The organism is Bombella intestini (assembly GCF_002003665.1).
Lineage (GTDB): Bacteria > Pseudomonadota > Alphaproteobacteria > Acetobacterales > Acetobacteraceae > Bombella > Bombella intestini.
The window spans coordinates 14,772-32,982 of sequence record NZ_JATM01000004.1; the positions used below are offsets into that span (position 1 = coordinate 14,772).

General features: G+C 54.9%; 21 protein-coding genes, 4 tRNA genes and 1 other RNA gene. 7 read left to right on the forward strand and 19 right to left on the reverse strand.

Annotation, left to right across the window (positions count from 1 at the left end; all coding sequences use genetic code 11):
• Window positions 1-75 precede the first annotated feature (75 nt).
• From AL01_RS06565 to AL01_RS06585, 5 genes are all read right to left on the reverse strand, one after another.
• Window positions 76-160: transfer RNA gene (locus AL01_RS06565), tRNA-Leu, on the reverse strand.
• A 104-nt stretch (window positions 161-264) separates the two neighbouring features.
• On the reverse strand, window positions 265-1,176 hold the full coding sequence (gene argC, locus AL01_RS06570) for an N-acetyl-gamma-glutamyl-phosphate reductase (protein ID WP_077396958.1): 912 nt from the start codon (window positions 1,174-1,176) through the stop codon (window positions 265-267).
• Window positions 1,177-1,223: 47 nt separating this feature from the next.
• The gene (locus tag AL01_RS06575) at window positions 1,224-1,733 is read right to left on the reverse strand and encodes a GNAT family N-acetyltransferase (protein ID WP_077396689.1); all 510 of its coding nucleotides are present in this window, start codon (window positions 1,731-1,733) and stop codon (window positions 1,224-1,226) included.
• 21 nt (window positions 1,734-1,754) lie between these two features.
• The gene (ettA, locus tag AL01_RS06580) at window positions 1,755-3,434 is read right to left on the reverse strand and encodes an energy-dependent translational throttle protein EttA (protein WP_077396690.1); all 1,680 of its coding nucleotides are present in this window, start codon (window positions 3,432-3,434) and stop codon (window positions 1,755-1,757) included.
• A gap of 115 nt (window positions 3,435-3,549) precedes the next feature.
• Window positions 3,550-3,623, reverse strand: a tRNA-Ile gene (locus AL01_RS06585).
• Between the two features lie 218 nt (window positions 3,624-3,841).
• Between AL01_RS06585 and ppa the strand changes: the two genes are divergently transcribed.
• Window positions 3,842-4,366, forward strand: a complete 525-nt coding sequence (gene ppa, locus AL01_RS06590) for an inorganic diphosphatase (protein ID WP_077396959.1) — start codon at window positions 3,842-3,844, stop codon at window positions 4,364-4,366.
• A gap of 134 nt (window positions 4,367-4,500) precedes the next feature.
• Here the strand turns inward: ppa and AL01_RS06595 are convergent.
• A tRNA-Gly gene (locus AL01_RS06595) sits at window positions 4,501-4,575 on the reverse strand.
• A gap of 38 nt (window positions 4,576-4,613) precedes the next feature.
• Window positions 4,614-4,688 (reverse strand) — tRNA-Gly (locus AL01_RS06600).
• 204 nt (window positions 4,689-4,892) lie between these two features.
• Between AL01_RS06600 and AL01_RS06605 the strand changes: the two genes are divergently transcribed.
• The 3 genes from AL01_RS06605 (at window position 4,893) to AL01_RS06615 (ending at window position 6,875) form a co-directional block, all read left to right on the forward strand.
• On the forward strand, window positions 4,893-5,816 hold the full coding sequence (locus AL01_RS06605; RefSeq protein WP_077396691.1) for a tetratricopeptide repeat protein: 924 nt from the start codon (window positions 4,893-4,895) through the stop codon (window positions 5,814-5,816).
• 86 nt (window positions 5,817-5,902) lie between these two features.
• Window positions 5,903-6,580 carry an LON peptidase substrate-binding domain-containing protein gene (locus AL01_RS06610; RefSeq protein WP_077396692.1) on the forward strand — a complete coding sequence of 226 codons (678 nt, stop codon included), beginning with the start codon at window positions 5,903-5,905 and terminating at the stop codon, window positions 6,578-6,580.
• 112 nt (window positions 6,581-6,692) lie between these two features.
• Window positions 6,693-6,875 carry a Trm112 family protein gene (locus AL01_RS06615; RefSeq protein WP_077396693.1) on the forward strand — a complete coding sequence of 61 codons (183 nt, stop codon included), beginning with the start codon at window positions 6,693-6,695 and terminating at the stop codon, window positions 6,873-6,875.
• Window positions 6,876-6,918: 43 nt separating this feature from the next.
• On the opposite strand, the gene AL01_RS06620 is transcribed toward AL01_RS06615, so the two are convergent.
• Window positions 6,919-7,296, reverse strand: a complete 378-nt coding sequence (locus AL01_RS06620; RefSeq protein ID WP_077396694.1) for a hypothetical protein — start codon at window positions 7,294-7,296, stop codon at window positions 6,919-6,921.
• 63 nt (window positions 7,297-7,359) lie between these two features.
• On the opposite strand from AL01_RS06620, the gene AL01_RS06625 reads away from it, so the two are divergent.
• On the forward strand, window positions 7,360-8,022 hold the full coding sequence (locus AL01_RS06625; RefSeq protein WP_077396695.1) for a fused DSP-PTPase phosphatase/NAD kinase-like protein: 663 nt from the start codon (window positions 7,360-7,362) through the stop codon (window positions 8,020-8,022).
• 21 nt (window positions 8,023-8,043) lie between these two features.
• Here the strand turns inward: AL01_RS06625 and AL01_RS06630 are convergent, their stop codons facing one another.
• From AL01_RS06630 to AL01_RS06670, 9 genes are all read right to left on the reverse strand, one after another.
• Window positions 8,044-8,511 (reverse strand): helix-turn-helix domain-containing protein, encoded by a 468-nt coding sequence (locus AL01_RS06630; protein ID WP_077396696.1) that lies wholly within the window; start codon window positions 8,509-8,511, stop codon window positions 8,044-8,046.
• A 98-nt stretch (window positions 8,512-8,609) separates the two neighbouring features.
• On the reverse strand, window positions 8,610-10,133 hold the full coding sequence (gene lnt, locus AL01_RS06635) for an apolipoprotein N-acyltransferase (protein ID WP_143280735.1): 1,524 nt from the start codon (window positions 10,131-10,133) through the stop codon (window positions 8,610-8,612).
• 17 nt (window positions 10,134-10,150) lie between these two features.
• Entirely contained in the window at window positions 10,151-10,981 is an 831-nt protein-coding gene (locus AL01_RS06640) for a GNAT family N-acetyltransferase (protein ID WP_077396960.1), read from the reverse strand.
• Window positions 10,982-11,109: 128 nt separating this feature from the next.
• A complete protein-coding gene (locus AL01_RS06645; RefSeq protein WP_077396698.1) occupies window positions 11,110-11,646 on the reverse strand; it encodes a Fur family transcriptional regulator in 537 nt (178 codons plus the stop codon).
• Between the two features lie 117 nt (window positions 11,647-11,763).
• On the reverse strand, window positions 11,764-12,183 hold the full coding sequence (locus AL01_RS06650) for a MucR family transcriptional regulator (RefSeq protein ID WP_077396699.1): 420 nt from the start codon (window positions 12,181-12,183) through the stop codon (window positions 11,764-11,766).
• A gap of 464 nt (window positions 12,184-12,647) precedes the next feature.
• Window positions 12,648-13,148 carry a ribosomal protein S18-alanine N-acetyltransferase gene (gene rimI, locus AL01_RS06655; protein ID WP_158075948.1) on the reverse strand — a complete coding sequence of 167 codons (501 nt, stop codon included), beginning with the start codon at window positions 13,146-13,148 and terminating at the stop codon, window positions 12,648-12,650.
• Window positions 13,149-13,183: 35 nt separating this feature from the next.
• A complete protein-coding gene (gene tsaB / locus AL01_RS06660; protein ID WP_241502748.1) occupies window positions 13,184-13,879 on the reverse strand; it encodes a tRNA (adenosine(37)-N6)-threonylcarbamoyltransferase complex dimerization subunit type 1 TsaB in 696 nt (231 codons plus the stop codon).
• Window positions 13,870-14,418 (reverse strand): malonic semialdehyde reductase, encoded by a 549-nt coding sequence (locus tag AL01_RS06665; RefSeq protein WP_241502770.1) that lies wholly within the window; start codon window positions 14,416-14,418, stop codon window positions 13,870-13,872. Before AL01_RS06665 ends, tsaB begins: the two co-directional genes overlap by 10 nt.
• Before the next feature lie 96 nt (window positions 14,419-14,514).
• Window positions 14,515-15,078 (reverse strand): NifU family protein, encoded by a 564-nt coding sequence (locus AL01_RS06670; RefSeq protein WP_077396962.1) that lies wholly within the window; start codon window positions 15,076-15,078, stop codon window positions 14,515-14,517.
• Window positions 15,079-15,271: 193 nt separating this feature from the next.
• On the opposite strand from AL01_RS06670, the gene fbaA reads away from it, so the two are divergent.
• A complete protein-coding gene (gene fbaA, locus AL01_RS06675; RefSeq protein ID WP_077396702.1) occupies window positions 15,272-16,387 on the forward strand; it encodes a class II fructose-bisphosphate aldolase in 1,116 nt (371 codons plus the stop codon).
• A gap of 28 nt (window positions 16,388-16,415) precedes the next feature.
• Here the strand turns inward: fbaA and AL01_RS06680 are convergent, their stop codons facing one another.
• Window positions 16,416-16,727, reverse strand: a complete 312-nt coding sequence (locus AL01_RS06680; protein WP_077396703.1) for a hypothetical protein — start codon at window positions 16,725-16,727, stop codon at window positions 16,416-16,418.
• Window positions 16,728-16,730: 3 nt separating this feature from the next.
• Window positions 16,731-17,636 (reverse strand): FAD-dependent thymidylate synthase, encoded by a 906-nt coding sequence (thyX, locus tag AL01_RS06685; protein ID WP_077396704.1) that lies wholly within the window; start codon window positions 17,634-17,636, stop codon window positions 16,731-16,733.
• A 142-nt stretch (window positions 17,637-17,778) separates the two neighbouring features.
• On the opposite strand from thyX, the gene ssrA reads away from it, so the two are divergent.
• Window positions 17,779-18,100: a transfer-messenger RNA gene (gene ssrA, locus AL01_RS06690) on the forward strand.
• The last annotated feature ends 111 nt before the right edge of the window (window positions 18,101-18,211 follow it).

An 18,211-nucleotide genomic window follows, 5' to 3' on the forward strand; every position in this document is an offset into this window, starting at 1 on the left:
TCAGGAGGGGTCAAGCCAGCCGGCCATCGGCCGAACCACTACCCCTGATATCCACAAGGCCTGCTGAAAAGAAAATGGTGCGAAAGAGGGGACTCGAACCCCTATGCCTTGCGGCGGTCGATTTTGAGCCGACTGCGTCTACCAGTTCCGCCACTCTCGCCCATTGTGTCTGCACCTTCAAAATGCAGAAAGCGCTCTGCTTATAAAATATCTGAGAACAAAGAGCCAGAGAGAGGCCAGAAAAAAATTAGCCTCTCTCACATATCATGCAATATCCTGCCCGCTCATCAACAGAATGTTACGCATGGCCGCCCCAGATGCCCCCTTGCCGAGGTTATCCAGACAAGCTGTCAAAAGGGCCTGCCCGCTATGGCCACTGACACGCAGCTCCATATCATCACGGCCAGCCATAGTCTCAGCGACAAGTTTCGGCTCAGACTCCATGACACGAATGGTCTTAGCATCCTTGTAAAAGGCTTTGAGTACCGCCGTAACATCCTCAATCATCGGCACACCGGGCAATGAAACCAGATGCAGCGGAATGGACACAATCATCCCCTGCGGGAAATGACCAACAGACGGCACAAACAGCGGATTGCGTGTTAGACCGCTATATTGCGTCATCTCCGGCAGATGCTTGTGCTGAAGGTTCAGCCCATAGAGGAAAAAGGCAGGGCCTCCTGCTTGTTCCTGCTGTTCAATCATCGTACGGCCGCCGCCGCTATAGCCAGATACGGCATTGATGGCCACATGCGCATCCACCGGCAACAACCCTGCCTGAACGAGAGGACGCAGCAAGGCAATCGCACCCGTTGCATAACAACCGGGATTACTGACGAATCGGGCCTTCCTAATCCGTTCCGGCTGGGTAGCGTCCAATTCTGGTAGGCCATAGACCCAGTCCGGATTAACCCGATGGGCCGTGCTAGCATCAAGAAACCGTGTCCCCGTATCCTGCCCCAGAGCTACTGCCTCACGAGCGGCATCATCTGGCAGGCACAACACGGTGATATCCGCCTGAGCCATGAGGTCTCGGCGAGCCTGCGGGTCTTTCCGCTGACTCGGATCGATGCTCAACAAGCGGAGATCATGACGGTCTGCCACAGCCTCGATACGGCGGCGAATCCCCAGCCCCGTTGTTCCTGCTTCACCATCAATGAATATATGCGTTGCCATCGTCCCGGCTTCCCTGTTGCCTGCCCCCTTGAGCGGGGCGGGGCCGCTCACCATTGGAACAGCGCCCGTCTCTTTTCATACAAGAGCATGATGTGCCCGTCCCGTTCGAACTGGTCAAGCAGGCTCATGCCGATACTACCCAGCACAATACGGGAGGGACAATTATCCTGACGGGCCACAGCCACGACACGCTCCACCCCAGCATCTAACACAAAATTGAGGGCCGTACTGGCAGCCTCACGGGCAATGCCTCGTCCCGCTGCCCACGGAAACAGAGCAAAACGCAAGCCGATGCCTCGGCCATCAGGGCGATCATGCACGCCGGTCATGCCGACAAAACGCCCCTGCTCGAGAATGGAAAAAATACCGATGCCACGCTCGGCCCAAAAAGCCACATCTTCGGCCATTTCGGCCTCGGCCTTTGCACGGGTGCGCACACCACCCAGCATGACCCCGAACGCTCCAACATCCGCTTTCAGCCTTGCCATATCCTCCATATCCGGCCAGTTGACCGGACGGAGGACAAGGCGGGCTGTCCGCAGCTCATTGCCTAGCACAACATGCCGCCCGAAAGGCGATTAGCGAGCGATGGGACGATAACGAATCCGGCTCGGCTCTGTCGAGTCAGGCCCCAGACGGCGGCGTTTATCTTCCTCATACTGCTGGAAGTTACCCTCAAACCATTCCACATGGCTATCCCCTTCAAAGGCGAGGATATGCGTGGCCAGACGGTCAAGGAACCAACGGTCATGGCTGATGACCACGGCGCAGCCTGCGAAAGATTCCAGAGCATCCTCCAGCGCACGAAGCGTATCGACATCCAGATCGTTTGTCGGTTCGTCAAGCAGCAGGACGTTATTGTCTTCCTTAAGCATCTTGGCCAGATGCACGCGGTTACGTTCACCACCGGAAAGAACGCCCAGACGCTTCTGCTGATCCGGCCCCTTGAAGTTGAAAGCCCCGACATAGGCACGGGACGGCACCGACCGCTTACCCAGATGGATGACATCCGTTCCGCCGGAGATTTCCTCCCAAACGGTCTTGCTGTCATCCAAATCGTTACGGGACTGGTCGACATAGCCCAGCTTGACCGTATCACCAATCTTCAGAGAGCCAGAATCCGGCTGCTCCTGCCCAGTGATCATTTTGAAGAGCGTGGACTTACCGGCACCATTCGGCCCGATAACCCCTACGATACCACCCGGCGGCAGCTTGAAGTTGAGATTATCAATCAGCTGACGGTCACCAAAGCCTTTGCAGAGATTCTCAGCCTCGATGACTGTCTGGCCCAGACGGGGGCCGGGTGTGATAACGATTTCTGCCGTGCCTCCGGCAGCTTCCTGCCCGGCAGCCAGCATTTCCTCATAGCGCGTGATACGGGCCTTGCTCTTCGCCTGACGGGCCTTAGGAGAGCTGGCAATCCACTGCTGTTCAGCGGCCAAGGCACGCTGGCGGGAGCTTTCTTCTTTCTCCTCCTGTTCCAGACGCTTGCGCTTCTGCTCCAGCCAAGAAGAGTAATTGCCCTCGAACGGATAGCCACGGCCACGCTCGATCTCAAGAATCCAGTTGGTGACATTGTCGAGGAAGTAACGGTCATGGGTAATGACCATCACGGTGCCCTTGTACTCACGCAGGGTCTTTTCGAGCCAAGCTACGCTCTCGGCATCCAGATGGTTGGTCGGCTCATCGAGCAGCAGAATGTCGGGCTTCTCCAGAAGCAGGCGGCACAGGGCCACACGACGCTTCTCACCACCGGAGAGCTTGTCTACCGGGCTATCTGCCGGCGGGCAGCGCAGCGCATCCAAAGCGATCTCCAGATGACGGTCAAGCTCCCAGCCATCTTCCGCATCAATCTTTTCCTGAAGCTCGGCCTGCTCGGCAAGGAGATCGTTCATCTCCTCATCGGACATGGGTTCTGCGAACTTCATGGAGATTTCATTAAAACGCTCTACGGCTTTCTTCAGCGCACCAAAGCCTAGGGCAGCGTTTTCGCCAACCGTTAGGTTCGGGTCCAACTGCGGTTCCTGCTCCAGGTAACCGATGCGGATGCCTTCGGCAGCCCAAGCTTCACCACCGAATTCTTTCTCGATCCCGGCCATGATCTTCAGCAGGGTGGATTTACCCGCACCGTTCACGCCGAGGATACCGATCTTCACCCCCGGCAGGAAGGAAAGCGTAATCCCCTTGAACACCTCACGGCCGCCCGGATAGGACTTAGTGACGTCCTTCATGACATAGACATACTGATAGGCGGCCATGGAACGGTCTCCCTCTAAAACACACGAACGAAAAGGCAGGAAGCAGGGCTATGCCCCCTCTCGCCCGGGGCGTTTCCCAAAAAAACAGGCTGCTCCACACTGTGGAGGCGTCACCTGCGCCCGGCAGGACTCGAACCCGCAACCTAGCCGTTATGAGCGGCCAGCTCTAACCAATTGAGCTACAGGCGCACAGACATTCCGCCACATCGCTCATACGCAATTTTTTTTCAAGCCCTATAGAGCAAAAACTACGATGTCTCGGGCAAATATTATCTCTTTCTTTATGGCACCCCCAGCTAATGGCCCGCCCAGCGGGGCGGGCAGTAAAGCGATACACATATACAAAACAGGGTCTATCCATTATGAATACGCCCATCACATCATCATAGACACGGATGGAACAGACGATGGATGTTACCAAGATTTCTTCCGGCAAGGACGTGCCGAATGACATCAATGTCGTAATTGAGATTCCGCAGGGTTCTCAGGTCAAGTACGAAGTGGACAAAGACAGCGGTGCCGTTTTTGTGGACCGTTTCCTCTTCACACCTATGGCCTATCCGGCTGCTTATGGCTTCATCCCCAACACGCTGGCCGCCGATGGTGACCCGGTGGATGCTCTGGTACTAACACCGGCTGATGTCCTCCCCGGCAGTGTCATCCGTTCCCGCCCGATTGGCGTGCTGAAGATGGAAGACGAGAGCGGACAGGATGAAAAGCTGATCTGCGTGCCGCACGACAAGATTCATCCACAGTTCAGCAAAATCGACTCTCTCAACCAGCTGCCTGAAATCACACTGAAGGCCATTGCTCACTTCTTCGAGCGTTACAAGGACCTCGAACCCAACAAGTGGGTGAAAGTCTCCGGTTGGGGCGATAAGGCCGAGGCTGGCAAGGTTATCGAAGCCGCTATTGCCGCAGCAAAGAAATAAGTCTCCATAACGAGACAGCGGGCAGTTCCTCACAGGGGGACTGCCCGTTTTTTGTATCCATTCCACGGAATAGAAAACAGCAGATACAAAAAAACCACTCCGTCTTAACTGACAAAGTGGCTCTTCCGTTAATCTGGAGCGGGCGAAGGGATTCGAACCCTCGACCCCAACCTTGGCAAGGTTGTGCTCTACCCCTGAGCTACGCCCGCATCACATTTTTACCAGCAGCTCTCCAGAGTTTGAAATCTGGAGCGGGCGAAGGGATTCGAACCCTCGACCCCAACCTTGGCAAGGTTGTGCTCTACCCCTGAGCTACGCCCGCACGCTGTCGGTGGGAGGCTTATGCCCCAAAGTGGACCTTGATGCAATCCCCCTTCTGCATTTTATTTTCCTTTTTTGAAGGTTCTACAGCTCTTTCCATCCGCCCCCTTGCCACTGCCCGATAACGAAACAATCTTGACTAGAGGAGCGGTAATACAACACCGCACAGCCCTCTCACTCTCCAGCCGCTAGAGGTTCTCCAACAATGACAGACACTCTTTTCTCCCCCGACAGGACATCACCTGCGCAGGAGGTGGATCAGTCCAGCTTCATGAAGCTCGTTGTCGAGGCCAGCAAGACAGTGCCAGTACTGGTGGAGTTCTGGTCCCCCTCTTCAGCTACATGCCAACAGCTAACCCCTATTCTGGAGAAAACCGTCCGCGCTACAGAGGGGCGGGTGAAGCTGACACGGCTGGATGTAACGGCCAACCGGACACTGATAGCGCAGCTTCTTCAGATGGGATTACCTCTACAAGCAACCCCCACAGTGGTCGCCTTCTGGCAGGGGCAGGTGCGTGACCTCTTCCAGGGTGTGCAGCCGGAAAATAAGATCAGATCCTTTATTGAGCAGCTTCTAAAAGACAGCGGGCAAGCCATGCCCGTTGCAGAGCAGCTCAAGAATGCCGATTCTGCATTGCATGCTGGAGAACTGGCCGAGGCAATCAACCTCTATGCTGGGGTGTTGGAAAGCGAGCCAGAAAATGCTGCCGGTTGGGCCGGGCTGATCCGCTGCATGATCGCTATGGATGACATAGAAGGCGCAGAAGAAGCTGCTTCCCAGATTCCGGAAGGCATCAACAACGATCCTCTCATTGTCAGTGCCCTAAGTAGCCTGAAACTCTATCAGGAGGGCCGGGAGCATGCGGAAAAGATTGATGATATCCGCCAGAAACTGGATCAATCCCCGCATGATGCAGAACTGAAAACAGAGCTGGCCAAAGCCCTAAACGGCACAGGACAGCGGGAAGATGCCGCCGAACTACTGCTAGGCATCATCGCCGAGGATAAGGACAGCACCACCGGGCAAACTGCGAAAGCCGAGCTCCTAAAATTCTTTGAAGCTTGGGGCATGACAGACCCCGCCACATTGGCGGCCCGACGCAAACTGTCCTCCTTACTTTTCTCATAACCAATCAGCCGTAAAAAACGACCATATGCAGGGAAATGGTTCATCCATGATGCGGTCCCTGCCCGCCCTACTGGAGGACATATCCCATGCCTGATACACACAACGCCACCCGTGGTGCGCCCTCTGACACCAGACGCCGCATCCCGGCCTTAACAGACATGACACTGGCGGACCTTCCGCCCCGTATTGGGCTGCTACCACTGGCAGGGACGATCCTTCTACCACAGGGGCAACTGCCCCTGACCATCTTCGAGCCCCGCTATCTGACCCTTCTGGAAGACTGCCTCACCCAACATCGCCTCATCGGCATCATCCAGCCCTCCGAGGCCGCCTGCTACGGCGACATGAATCCCCCGCTGGAATCAGTCGGAACCCTTGGGCGTGTTACCTCCTTCATGGAGCAAGAAAGCGGGCAGTTTTTCATCACTCTTACAGGAGTTTGCCGGTTCCGCTTGTTACAAGACCAACTGACAGATCGAGGCTGGCGGGAAGGACGCATCAACACGATGCCATTCTCTCACGATCTTCTGGAGAGCCCGTCCCTTAATCTCGACCGCAAGGACTTTGCCACGGTTCTCCAATATTACAACGAACGCCACGCTATTCCCATTAACTGGGACAACCTGAAAAAACTGGATGATGACACATTGCTTTCAATGCTGACCATGCTCCTGCCATTCCCAGCCGATGTGAAACAGAAACTTCTAGAATGCCCAGACCTGACGGAACGGGCCAGCCTGCTCTTGGATGAACTATCCCGCTAGGCTAGCTGGCAAGCCCCATAGAGGATGAAAGGGCCTTCACATAAGGCTGGCCCCTCACCTTCGAGCGTTTTATGCTTGCTCCCACCACATCAGCCCGCATGAAAAGGCCATCATGACCAACACAGCCCCTTCTCCCGAACTTCTGGCCCGCCTTGTCTGCCCCATCACAAAAGGGCCTGTCCGCTATGACCCGGCCAGCAACAGCATCATCAGCCCCCAGGCCGGACTAGCCTTCCCTGTGCATGATGGTATTCCCGTCATGCTGCCAGAGCAGGCCGCAACACTGGAAGACTAAAACCTTTTCCCGTTGCTCGCCTCCTACCAAATAGCTCTTCCCTTTATTTCTGCTGGGTCGGAGGCGCACCGTAGGAGGCTTCGGTATGTGTCTGTGCCGGGAAATGAGGCAGATCATCCCCTCCACCGTTGCTTCCCTCCCGCGTATGAACGGTACGGCCTGAAATTTCATCTGGTGTTGGCTGAATGGACTGCACCATCGGTACCATTCCTCCTGAATAAGGTGGCATGGGGTGATGAAGCTCTCGGAACGGTTTTTTAGGGTAGGCCTCTCTCATGTCCGCTTTGGGCAAATGATGCACGGGGGCATCCTCGTCCTCTTCCGCCGCACAACCTGCCAGAAGGACACAGCCCAACACACAGGCCGACATAGCCCGGAAGACCGGACGAACAAACAGGACAGGGGGAAAAGACAGCCTCATGACCTCCACCCTATAGCACTTCTGTACGATTGACGAAGACCCGTAGCCGTGAAAAGAACGGGCATGTTCAAAGGCACCCTTTCCTCCCCCATACAGAGGCTTCGTGCGTGGTATGATGGCCTCTTTGTCGATCATGCCATCTTCCGGCTGGTCTGGACGAATCTGTCCCCTGTCGTGCCAAAACGTGTCTGGCGCAGCAATCACCCCACACCGGGCCGTCTGCGCCGCTGGCGTCGGACTCTGGGGCTAGTCATGGTCATCAATCTCCGTGGGCACCGACAATGTGGGGCCGATGCCCTAGGACGTGAGGCCTGCCAGAAACTGGGTCTCCCCTATCTCGACATGGCTTTCGAAAGCCGCAATGCACCCCATAAAGACCGCATTCTCCGCTTTCATCAGCTGTATACTGAAGCCCGCTTTCCCCTGTTGTTGCATTGCAAATCCGGGGCGGATAGAGCCGGTCTAGCCAGTGGGCTCGTCATTCTATTCGAAGGCGGCACAGCCGAAGAAGCCCTCAACCACCTGCACTGGCGTTTTCTGCACTTCCGGCGGTCCCGCACAGGGATTCTGGATGCTTTTTTCCAGCTTTACCAAAAAACGGCAGAGGGGCGTCTTCCATTCCTCGACTGGGTAAAACAGGAATATGACGAAGAGGCACTCCGCAATGCTTACAGAGCCGGACGCTTCAGCTCATTTCTAAATGATGCAGTCTTACGGCGGGAGTAAACACCTCCCCGGCACTCTGGATCAAGAAGAGCGTTCTGCTACATCCCGAATAAAGTTCATCAACTGCTGACGAATCTTCTCATCACTGATGCTGTAATAGGCACGTGCCAGCTCCAGAGTTTCTGGCAGCATCAAGAGTTCGATCCCGCCATCTTTTTTATCTGGCGTTTCGCTGGACGTCTTTTCACTGCTGCCCTTACTCTTCTGGAAAGGGGCCTGCCTTTCATGCAGTCTTCCCATCCTGACATCTGAACTACCAAAGCCTTCCAGCTCATCAAAAAAGAAACCAACAGGTACTTCCAAAATCTGGGCCAACTCATACAGACGCCCAGCACCAACACGATTTACCCCACGCTCATATTTCTGCACTTGCTGGAAAGTGATCCCAAGTGCCTTGGCCAATTTCTCCTGCGAATATTTCCGTAACCCCCGAAGGAGTCGAATCCGTCTGCCTACATGTGCATCGACAAACGACGCCAGCTCTGTCATCAATCCCACACCTTCAAATAGAAACAAGTCGAAAAGTTCTACTATTCATCCATAGTGGTTAACAATAAATTATCTTTTTCCATGACATAAGACCGTCCTTATGTATCTGCCTTGGCTCTCCGCCATCTCGTGAGGGCTCCCCCCACCAACAAAATGGACATCAGGCACGGTATCCAACGCCCTATCATGGCGAATGGAGTCGCTGCCTCAGGCCCGGGCAGCGGGCGAATAAGCACTTGCGCTCTGCCCCATTCTGTCCGCCCCATTTCCTTGCCCCGGGCATCATAAATAGCAGACACACCACGGTTATTAGCAAAGACAACAGGCAGTCCTTCTTCTACTGCCCGCAAACGCCCCGTAGCCAAATGCTGCCGTGGCCCAGCACTATTGCCATACCAAGCATCATTAGAGATCGTCAGCAACCAATCGGGCCGTACACCCGGAGCAACGACACTGCCAGAAAAAACGATCTCATAACAAACCATGGGGCCGACACGGCCAATCTGCGGCAAGTTCCACGTTTGAAGGCCCGGCCCCGGTACCACTTCGGCTGGAAGCAGATGAAATGGTATGATCCACGGGTCATATTCTCCGAATGGAACCAGACGGCTTTTATCATAAATAGCCTCTATCTGGCCGTCCGGGGCAAGCGCCATCAAGCTATTATACCAGCGACCTACCCCATCAGCCCGCCTATCCGACCCAAGCAGCACCGGGGCACCAGCTGCTGCATCAGCAATCATCTGACGTGCCACTCCCTCCTCATCCAGAAGGCCGGGGAAAGCCGACTCCGGCCAGATGACGACAACAGGACGGCCCGGCAACAGATGCTGCGCCTGCTTTACACCCTGCGCTGTTAGCTCAAGGTAAGACCGAAACTGGGACACGGCACTGTCCCGCTCCAGCACTTCATTCTCTGTGACATTTCCTTGAACAATCACAGCAACCGGATTGATATGCCCCGGCAGGACAGCCTCATGCTCGGCACGCCATGCCCCCCATCCACACCAAAGAGCCGCACAGACGCCAACAGCCAACACAGCCCGCCGCCCCTGCCAAAGAGCCAGCGAAGCCAAAACCAGCATCAATGTCAGACCATCCACGCCGATCAGGGATGCTGGCTGAATGAGCCAATCCCCCAACCAACCCGGTACCTCCAGCGCACTGCCCAGAGGATTCCACGGAAAACCAGAAAAATAAAAAACCCGGGCCATATCAGCCAGAGTCCAGCTTCCAGCAAACATCAACACCCGTGGCCAACCTGCGGGAACAAGACGACACAATACAGCCGGAACCATTATGAGGGGGGCAATCAGCAGTGCAACACCGGGGGAGGCAAAAGGCACCACCCACCAAAACTCATGCACGCGGGTTAGGATCGCATTTGTCAGCCAATATAGGCCCGCTGTGTAATACCCCATCCCGAAAAGAAAGCCCCTTAGGGCAGCGGATCGGTGATTAGGGGCTACACAGACAGCCTGATAGAAGATACCCAGCACCAGAGGCAGGACTGGTACAAGACAAAGGGGCGGTAGAGCCAGCGCAGCTAGCCCACCTAGTATCAGCATGAAGACGGTACTGCGCCACCCTCCTTGCCGCAGAAGGAAGCACAACGCCTTCATCTCCATGACCAGACCTTCTAATCTAGCGCATCCTTTAGGCGGCGCTCATAGTGACGATAGTATTTATCCGCCAGAAGCTCGCTTTTAACGAGTACGGCCACATCGGTAGTGTTGAACTGCTCATCCACTACAGCACCATCCCCTACATAACCACCAAGGCGCAGATACCCCTTGATAAGCGGTGGCAACTTATTGATGCAGGTGCGGCGATCCAACGTGGCGGGATCAACCCGACACATATCAACATAACGCTCCGGCAATGCACGAACACGCAAAGCAGGCGGCGCCAGATGGTTATGATAGAGCCATGTCAGCTCATCACTCATGGTATCTGGAGATGTGCCATGCAAGCTGGCACAACCAAAGAGCACGTCTATCCTATGCAGGAAGATATAGGACGCAATCCCCCGCCAAAGGAGCTGCATAGCGGCACGGCCACGATAATCCCGCGCCACGCAGGACCGGCCAACTTCAAGCAAGCGCCCTGAGAAATCAGTCAGGCAAGAAATGTCATATTCATCTGCCGTATAAAAACGACCACCTTCACCCAGCGAATCGGAACGTAACAGACGATACGTCCCCACCACACTGGCACCACCACTGCCAAGAGCGTGATCTACGACCAGAAGATGATCTGCGATCTCATCGAACTTGTCTGAGTCCAGACGGGTCCGCAAAGCCTCCTCGCTAGGATGAGCACCCATCTCATCAAAGAACACACGATAACGCAGAGCCTGCGCCGCACGGATCTCTTCCTCCGTTGTGGCAAGGCGCACACCCAAACTACCGCCACGCAGCTCCTGAAAACCGCCTTCACGATTCAAGGCAAGGGTTGCCAAGGTGTCCATTTGCCGCTGCGTTTTCTCGCTGCTGACAAAATCCCCCTTTTCCACCTCTTCTACGTTGCAGGAGGTGATGCATGCATCCCCAGTGATATCTGACGGCCTCTTCCCGGTCATACGAAATCAATTACTCCCTATGCCCGGCCTGATGGGTTGGACTTGCTCCCATCATCAGTCTTCCCTGATGTGGTGTCTTTCTTCCTGTCCGATGCCGTGCGACGCCCAAAAAGCTCTGCACGGTGGGACATGAGGTCAAACCCCAGCTCGGCTGCAATCTTTGCCAGCAGGCCGACCAGCTCATCATTCTCAAATTCAATAACATTACCGCTATCAATATCAATCAAATGATAATGATGTCCATTCTCGCTGGCTTCATAGCGGGCACGGCCCCCGCCAAAATCCCGACGCTCCAGAATCCCTTTTTCTTCCAGCAGACGGACCGTCCGGTAAACGGTAGCAACGGAAATGCGGCTGTCCAACTCCGAGGCCCTGCGATACAGCTCCTCCACGTCCGGGTGATCTTCCGCCTCGGAAAGAACACGGGCAATAACCCGCCGCTGCCCGGTCATTTTCAGACCATGCTTAACGCAGAGACGTGCGATAGGAGAATCACCTACCGCCTCCCCAGACGCAGCACTATCGCGCCCCATTTTTTTTGTGCTCATCACCATATTGATGATCTATCCGATTATGATGTGGTTTGTCCAATCCACATCATAATACGAAACGCACCCTCCCCTATTTACAAATGTAGTCATCCCTGCCCCTAGGGGCAGTATCTGACAATTTTAGGATGGTTCGCTAGTCTCACGGCGGCGGCCTAGCCCGATGCGCCGTGCAAGAGAAGACCGATGATTAGCATAATTGGGTGCAACCATTGGGTATTCCGGCGGCAGGCCCCAGCGTTCACGATATTCCTGCGGGGTCATGTTATAAGCTGTTTTAAGATGACGGCGCAGAAGCTTCAGTTTTTTACCATCTTCCAAGCAGATGATGTAGTCGGGGAAGACCGACTTGCGAGGGGGCACCGCCGGTACCGGCTTCTCTGGCTCAGCCTCAGCGGCGACACCAGCATCAGCAAGAGCCCCATGCACTGAGCGGACCAAATCGGGCAGAGCTTCTGCAGCGACATCGTGACTGCTCACATATGCTGTGACGATCTGTGCTGTCAGTTGGCGCAGAGCCTGTGTTTCTGTCTCAGACGACATAAAAAACCTATCTCCCAAGAAATTTAGTTCGACCTATAACGGATTGTAGAGAAAGACAACAAGAAAAACAGTTTCTGTAATAGTAAACACTTATTGATAAGATAAGAAATTCCCTCACACAAACAGAAATCTTTCCAGCATAATGATACTACATGGAGGAATTGCCTCCATTATCAATAGGTTAAATAACAACATATTCCATTCAAAAATGAATTTCCGCCTCATATATCATACTGTTTTATATGAAATATTCTCCATTCAAAGAATTTCCACCACAATACAGTCCATTGCATGATTATTTAAATATAAGATGTTACAGAAACATAAAAATATATAATATCTTTTATGATACCACATACCATTACAGTCTAGCTATGCAGAAAGACCATGCACTTATCAAGAAGCCATTCCATAATTACACAACATATTCCCGGCATCACAAGACACAGAGACAATAGTCTCCCTCATCCGGGAGACCACCGCAGAAGCCGGGCATCCTCACCATCCTCGTAATAACGGCGGCGGACTGCTACTTGCTGGAAGCCAAATTGGCCATATAGACCGAAGGCCGCTTCATTACTAAACCGCACTTCCAAAAATAAAGTGGCCTTATTCTGCTGGGCTCTCTTGACGACATGGGCCAGAAGACTGCGTGCAATCCCCCGCCGCTGCCAGTCTGGATGAACACCCAAAGACAATATCTCGCCTTCATCCATGACATAACGGCTAATGATAAACCCTACGGGCACCATTCCTTGCTCGCTCGAACTACCCTGTACACAGGCCAGCCAAGCTTCCACACCCTGCAGTGCTAGAATCTGCCCGATGGCGGTCTCATCCCAAGGCTCTCGCCCTAGAAAAGCAGCATGATGCAGCACCGACAGAAGACGAGCCGCCTCCAACCCTACGGCAGATAGCTCAATACCTGATGTTCCCGACCGCCCAGTCCCTGCACTCTGTGCCATGTGAGCCGTCTTACGCTGACAATCCATACCGAGCCTCAGCGTGGAGTCGGTCTTAGACCACCTGCTGGAGGTTTTGCCTCTGGAGGGTCCACATAAAGAGGCTCAAGCGCATAAGCTCGAACCGAACCACTCTCACTACTTCGGCAAGCGGCCCGAAAAATACCCTCAGCCGTTGGGGCGGCATAGGGCAAACGCACCACCTCACGGCCCAGCACATCACCCCCTGCCGACTCGCTCAACTCTGGCAGGGCATCATCGCCATAAACAGCATCACCCGCTACGGCTGCCCAACTCCCCGGCTGAATCTGCTTCACGGGCAGGGCATAGGCATCATAGACGGGCGGATCCACAAAAATGCGCCCCCGACGGGCCAGACACAGAATGGTTGCTTCTTCTTGCTGCATGGTGGCCCGCAAGGCATCTCCAAGTCGTACCCCAACACCTCGACAGCCCCAGCCCCGAACAAGCCCAGCAGCAAGAGAAAGAGACGCCCGTAACCCCGTGAACGAGCCGGGCCCTACCACAGCGGCAACCAGCTCTGGTGGGGCATCCCACCCCGCCCGTGTCAACATCGCCTGCACAGTAGGGGCAAAACGCTCCGAAGCTCCCCGACCAGAGAGCACCTGCTCATCCACAACAAGACCACGCTCCAGCAGAGCGATCAGATTACTCTGCCCTCGCCCTGCTCCAGCCCCGTTCATGACAAGGCACCGCTCCGGCTTTACAGCCACAGGCAGGCCTCCTCATGCGGTAGGCGGGGTGCACGGGGTGAGGACACATCCCCCTCCGGATACCCCAACGCCACGAGGAAATTAGCCCGCCAACCTTGCTTGCGGAGATATTCTTCTTCCACCATCACAGCATCAAAACCCGACATGGGCCGCACAGCCAGCCCCAACGCCCGAGCCGCCATGATGAGATAAGCCCCCTGCAATGTTCCGTTACGGAAGGCTGTCTCATCACTCAGCCCCACATCAGCGGCAAACCAATCCCGCAGACCGGGCATGGGATTGAGTGTTTCGAACTTTTCGAAAAATAGCGGGTCGTAACAAACAATCACCAGCACCGGCGCAGACATGGCCAGCTCGACATTCCCTAAAGACAAAGCCGGACGGATTTTCTGACGGGCTTCTTCTGTTTTTAGGAAAGCAAAACGGGCAGGGGAACAGTTGCCCGATGTTGGCCCCATCCTGAGCATGTCATACAGACGGTACAACACATCCTCACCCACGGGACGGTCGGAAAAACTTTCCGCCGTGCGGCAGCGCATAAAAAGCTCCTCGGCCAAAACAGGGCTAGTGGCCTCTTCCTCCACCCGCTTGTCGACCTGCTGCCCTTCCGGGGCTGGTGATGCTGTCATCGGCTCTTACTCCTCTACAGGTTCAACTGCCGTCACCTCCGGGATGTAGTGACGGAGCATGTTCTCCACACCGTGACGCAATGTCGCTCTGGAAGAAGGACAGCCAGAACAGGCCCCCTGCATGCTAAGATAGACGACACCTTCCCGATAACCACGGAAAACAATATCCCCACCATCACTAGCCACAGCTGGGCGCACCCGTGTATCCAGCAGTTCCTTCACCCGGGCTACGACTTCGCTGTCCTCGGGGAAAATATCAGCCTCTGGTGCGGCGATATTCTCTGCCAGAACGGGCTTTCCACTTTTGAAGAAATCCGTCAGGGCTACCAGTATCTGAGGGCGCAGAGCATCCCAATCGGCTCCATCATCCTTTGTGACAGAGACGAAGTCACTCCCCAGAAAAACGCGCTTTACGTCAGTCATGCTGAAAAGGGCATCCGCCAGAGCAGAACGCCCCGCCACAACACCTGCCTCCGCAAAATCGACAGGCGGACGCCCCCCCGTCACATCACGGCCCGGCAAAAATTTCAGTGTTGCCGGGTTGGGAGTATCTTCAGTTTCTATCATCATGAGATCACTCTGTGTCATAAACGCCTCTCTTATCAGATACCCAATAAAATGAGCACCCTTTAACGCAACTCACTTACTTTTGGACCTTTATAGTCCTATTTTCAGACGATATGTATATCAGACTAGCAGAACAGGCTATCTCTGCTACGGTCAGTCCCCTTCTACCATACCCCACATCCTGAGAAGCTCCATGATGTCCTCTACACCCGCCCCTTCTGTCGTCCGTGCGCCAGCCATTCCACCGGGTGTTGTGAGTGGGGATACCTACCGGGCCCTGCTTCAGGCCTGCCGTAAAGGGGGCTATGCCCTGCCGGCTGTCAATGTCAGCTCCTCCTCCACTGCCAATGCTGCCCTCGCAGCGGCACGAGAGAACAAGGCTGATATTGTCATCCAGATTTCCGCCGGCGGCGCTCGCTTCTATGCGGGGCAGGCCCTGCCTGACGAACAGCAAGCCCGCATTCTAGGGGCCACGGCTCTGGCGCAGCATGTCCATCTTCTGGCCCGCCATTATGGTGTGGCAGTTATTCTGCATACAGACCATGCTAACCGCCCCTTACTGGGCTGGATTGACGGCCTTGTGGAGGAAAGCCGCCGCCACTATGCGCAAACAGGCCGCCCTCTATTTTCCTCCCACATGCTCGACCTATCGACCGAGCCACTCGCCGATAACATTGCCGCAGCCTCTACTCTGATGGGCAAGCTATCCCCTCTGGGGATTGGCCTCGAAATTGAACTCGGAATGACAGGTGGGGAGGAAGATGGCATCGGGCAGGAACTGCATGACGGAAACCCAAGCTGCAACCCTTCCCTCTACACCAACCCGGAAGATGTCCTGACCGCTTGGAAAACCCTGTCCCCTCTGGGAATGCTCTCCATCGCCGCCTCCTTCGGGAATATTCATGGAGTCTATGCGCCCGGTAATGTCTGCCTCCGTCCGGAAATCCTACGTGCGTCTCAAGCACTCGTAGCAGAGCGACTCCATACAGGCCCTAACCCCATCCCGCTGGTTTTTCATGGAGGGTCAGGGTCGGAAGAAACGGCCATCAGACAAGCCATCAACTTTGGTGTCTTCAAGTTCAACATTGATACGGATACGCAGTTTGCCTACGCACAGGGCATTGCCCACTATATCCGAAACCATGAAGAAGCCTTCACCCATCAGGTGTCCCCACTCACGGGGCGTCCACTCAAAAAATCCTACGATATTCGCTGTTGGATGAAGGCCGGAGAGGATCGTTTCACCCAACGCCTGACAGACTGTTTCCACATTCTGGGGGCCCGAGGACGCAGCATCGCTCGCCCCTCATGAGGCAGGGGGCAGTCCTGCCCCCTCTCCACTATCGTGCGGGTGTTATCGTATTCTGTTCTGGCACGTTCTGGCAGGAAACTGTCCCAGTTGACACCTGCTTACAGGCGGGCAACGGGCCATGACTCCCCGGTAAAGGCCAAAAAAGCTCTATCCCTAAAGATACAAGCATAAGCACAACCGCCAACAGAACCCACGGTAGAAAACGGGGCTTATGCCCCAGAAGAGACGGAATACCCGTCTCTACCTGAAAGCGTCGCCCCTCTTCCAACAATGCGGCTGAATCCCGGACAGGACCAGCGGGCCGGTCTTCCTCATCCAGAAAATGATTGGAGCCTGACACGATTCAGCCTTCCAGAACGGCCTGCATCTCTGTCCATTCCCGCTTTGTCAGGCCGGATGTCTCCTGCGTGACACTCTCTCCAGCAAGGCGGCGGCGAAGCACTTTCAACATCCCAGCGGAGAAACTGTAAGCCCCGAGGCGATACTCCTCAAAAGCCTGCGCTGTATGCGGCACCCATGCCTTGAGAATCTCGATCATTTTCTGGGCGTAAACACGGATTTCATACTGGGCATGAGGGTCAGACCGCAGTGCCAGAAAATGCATCAGATTATGCAGGTCAATCTTCCAGTACCACTGCGTATAGGCATTGAGTGTCAGATTGATGCGGGCCAGTTCACGGGCCACACCCAGACCTTCCGGGTCGAGCATCCGTTCGTAATCACCATAACATTGCAGAGCATCACGCTGGAGGATGGACAATACCTCTGCAGCCGTTTCTGGGCTCAGCGTCTCACCCCGCCCCTGATTGTTGACTTTGCTCTGTGCAGCAATCTGCGTGGCATCAGGCAGATAGAATTCCTTATCCAGAACAGAATAACGGGCAGAATATTCATTCACACTTGCCATGCGATGGCGAATCCACTGCCGAGCAACAAAAAGTGGCAGTTTCACGTGAAACTTGATCTCGCACATCTCGAATGGTGTGGAGTGACGATGCCGCATCAAATAGCGGATCAACCCGGCATCCTCTGATGTCTTCTTGGTACCCTTGCCGTAGGAAACGCGGGCAGCCTGCACAACAGCCGAATCGCCCCCCATATAATCCACAACACGGATGAATCCATGATCCAACAGAGGGAATGGCTCGAAGAGAAGTGCCTCCATAGCCGGGACCGTTGGCCGCACTGTCTGATGAGGGGCGGCACGCACGGCCTCTATCTCGGAACGCTGCTCGTCTGTCAGGGCCATGACTGTCTCTCCCGCTCGTTTGGCTATGCCGGACTATCCATAAGAAGCGGCCGGTACAACTCTCCGCTTCCCTTGGCCACTGATGTAGCCAATGTGACCACATCTGTCACCAATGACATAAGGGGACATAAGAGGATGCCATTCCCTTGCCATCTCAAGCAAAGCTGCCTATATCTCTCGGTGCCGGAGGTTTCGACCTTGGCTATGGCGATAAACGGTAGATGAAATAAGTGTTGTGGACCCGGGGGCAGTGCCCGGCGTCTCCACCATCAGCCTTACGGGCTGACGCTATGGGGACGAAACAGGCTCGACACGCATGGTAAAGATCTACTTTTTGCCCGGTATTGTTCCGCCGTCATCGGGCTGACTTTACAAGTGCCAACGATAACTCTGAGGTGCTCGCTGTTGCTGCATAAGCGATAAGCGCGGTTCGGGGGGTGCACCGGGCAACAGAAGCCCCCCCACCTGTTTCTTTTCTGAAACACTTTTCCCCAATAAAATACCAACTTTGAAAATATGCATGCGGCCCCTTGCGATTTCACGCAGCCTGTCGCACATCTGAGGGGATTTTCCAG